Origin of the sequence: Planktothrix sp. FACHB-1355, from assembly GCF_014748295.1 — a bacterium.
GTDB lineage: Bacteria > Cyanobacteriota > Cyanobacteriia > Cyanobacteriales > Aerosakkonemataceae > Aerosakkonema > Aerosakkonema funiforme_A.
This window is the reverse complement of the sequence record NZ_JACJUP010000956.1, coordinates 1-2,841: the sequence shown is the minus strand read 5'-3', so window position 1 is coordinate 2,841 and position 2,841 is coordinate 1. Positions and strand designations below refer to the sequence as shown.

Genomic DNA, 2,841 nt, shown 5'->3' with positions numbered 1-2,841 from the left:
TATTGACACAAGCAAATAGATTCGCTTCTGGATAGTAAATTTTTCCAGATTTTGAGGTTGTTTAACTTAATTTTATTGCTCACTTTATCTTGGCATCTGCTCTAGAGTGGAAACAACTAAACAAGATGTTATTTGAAAACTCAAATAAAATTTCCGCTCGTCAAATAAGGCAAAATTTGAAAGCGATCGACTGGTAGTTATAATTGTTGACTGGCCAGTGACCGTCTATCTAGTTTTGCCTTAAACGGAGGAACGTAAGACGCCTTAGTAGGGATAAGTGAAACTAAGTTTGACAACTAGAAGTTGAACGTAGTTCTAACCCCACCGATAACAATGTCTTCATTATCAGCATCTTGGTTAGGAGCTGTAATCCAAATCACCGATGGAGTAACGGAGATATTATTGTTCACCTGATACCTGTAGTAAGCCTCGATATGCAGGGATGTATCGTTGTCGAATGTACCGACATAGCGATCGCCCTTTTTGAAACCGGTCAGAGTAGGTTCCATACCGACAACTAAACCCCCCAAATTTCCCTGCTTAAACAAATCCGGAAATGCAACTTGAGCTGAATAAGTCCAAATATCAGCATCACCTTTGCCGATCAGCCTAGCTTTGATATAGTCAACCCAGCCACCAATGACGAATTTAGGGGTAATTTCGTAATATCCGCCCACATGATAAGCATTAGTAGAAACAGCAGATGCTTCATCGAACAACACACCTGGATCGTCAAAGCGATTTGCCAGGGCACTACCTATAAAACCATTGCCTCGGAAGAATTGACCGTTATTAAAGCCGAAATTGCCAATCTGACCGTCAGGAAATGTGCGGGTACCAAAGTAACCGTTCTGATATACACCTTGCAAGAAAAACTTCCGAACGGGATTGTAATTTATTTGGGCTGATGCTACATAATCGCCATTAAACAACCCAGCTTTAGAACCAGGTTCGTTAGCAAATGTCGATATGTAAGTTAAGGTTAGCACCGTTCCTTTAAACATCTCGTAATCGATGGCTAACCCAGCTCCACCACCGAGCAAATAAATAGGAGGTGCCTCAGCAAAAGTACTGGCAGGGCCATTCCCAACCTGATAGTATGGCAGGAACCGACGAGCTGTGAGCGGGTCAAAACGATACCGATTACCCGCAATCACGTTGACATTTATTTTATCGGTGAGTGGGAATTGATACTGCAAAGTGATGATTCTAGCAGCATCTCCGGTATCGCCGGACGCCGAAGCATCCGCAGCACCTTCGCGTGTTGAGCCGACAAATTTCCCCGCATTAGTTGTTGCCAAATCGGGAAAAACAGTGTTTGTAATTCCAATTCCAGTCAGCAACAAATCGCGACCGGTGAAGCTGGTTAAAATACCCAAATAGGCAATATGTTGAAAGATTGTTTCCGTATCACCTTCGCCCGAAAAATAAGCGTTTGTTTGAAATCTGATATTGCCCAGCAATCTGCTAGTGGTGCTGAATTGGGTTGCTTCCAGTTTCGCCGTGCGAGCTTCTAGGGAGTCCACACGACCTCGCAGTGTTGCCAGTTCGGCGGCAAATTCTTGCTGTAATCGTCGCAGACTGTTTAAGTCAGCCTCGGAAACGGAAGGTTTAACGGAGGAGATCAGTTCCTGAATTTTTTCCAAACAGGCATTTAACCCGGCGGCAAATTCGTAGCGGGTCATTGCCCGATTACCGCGAAAAGTGCGATCGGGATACCCTTCAATACAACCGTAGCGCTCAACCAAGCTCTGCAAGGCTTGGAAAGCCCAGTCTGTAGGTTGTACGTCAGAAAGCTGGGAAACTGAGGTAACTTGAGCTAAAGGGTTTTTTGGTTTGGATCTGTTCGTTCCATTTTGGAGCCTAGTATCGCTTTCGACAGCGGAACTTCTTGTCTGGGAATTTTGAGGAGCAGCCGTGTTTTGTGCAGTAACGGTTTCCTTGGAGTTAGGCTCAATCTCCGCTACCCTTAGCTGCTTTGTCTGAGTTGGCAATATGGATTGTTTGGTTTCGACGACATCAGGCAGCTGGGAAGGAGAATTTTCGCGATCGAAAGCAGTGCTTTTTAATAAGCTGGTGTTGTTAAATGGCGCTAAAAAACTAGAATTAGTTTGAATTGGAAAAGTGTTTGCCTGGATTGAGGCAACAGAAGCGGCATTTTCGCGTGGAAAAACAGCTACGTTTGGGTTAGCGTTAATCTCCGCTACGGCTGGCGACTGTGGCTCGGTTAGGATTAAAGTTTCCGCATTAATTTCAGGCTCAACAACTTCAGCATTTGCTGGGGTTTCTACCTCCGGTGACGAGGTTTCTGCCGCAGGCATTGCAGCAGCAGCAGATGCGAGAGTAGCTGCTGAAACTACAGAGATTAAAGAGGTACGCAAAAAATTCGTGTTTTTCCTAACTGCGGTCATTATTTTGGCTCTTTCTGAGTAATTTCCAGGCATTCAGCTAACTACTGAGTTCCAGAACAGAAAACCTACTCAACTTCTCTGACTGTGAACTTTGCGGCTTTTAACCCCAACTTTTTAGTTGGCAGTTGGGGCTAACTTATTCAAACACAACCTCAGTCTCAGTCGGCAAACACCGGACTGATGTCCATATATATCCGCAATTCTTGCACTTTATCGCCCTTAAAGCGAACTGTGTCGCAACAGGGAAGCGTAAATATTTTGCCGTCGTGGCGGAAGTAGGTGACTTCCATTTCGACGACTACGGTATCTTCTCCTATTTCCCAAATATTTTTAATGTGGTGGTGTACACCTTCGCACTTTTCTAGAAAACCGGTGGAAGCATTTTTAATACCTTCGTGTCCGTAGACAACCGGAAAGTTACTGAACTGGT

At 44.6% G+C, this 2,841-nt stretch carries 2 protein-coding genes; both read right to left on the bottom strand.

The window, feature by feature from the left end:
* Positions 1–296: 296 nt before the first annotated feature.
* Positions 297–2,411, bottom strand: coding sequence for an iron uptake porin (locus H6S82_RS27470; protein WP_199317974.1), 2,115 nt, complete (start codon positions 2,409–2,411; stop codon positions 297–299).
* Positions 2,412–2,569: 158 nt separating this feature from the next.
* Positions 2,570–2,841, bottom strand: a 272-nt coding sequence (locus H6S82_RS27465) for a nuclear transport factor 2 family protein (RefSeq protein ID WP_191057048.1), incomplete at its 5' end; no start/stop codon positions are given.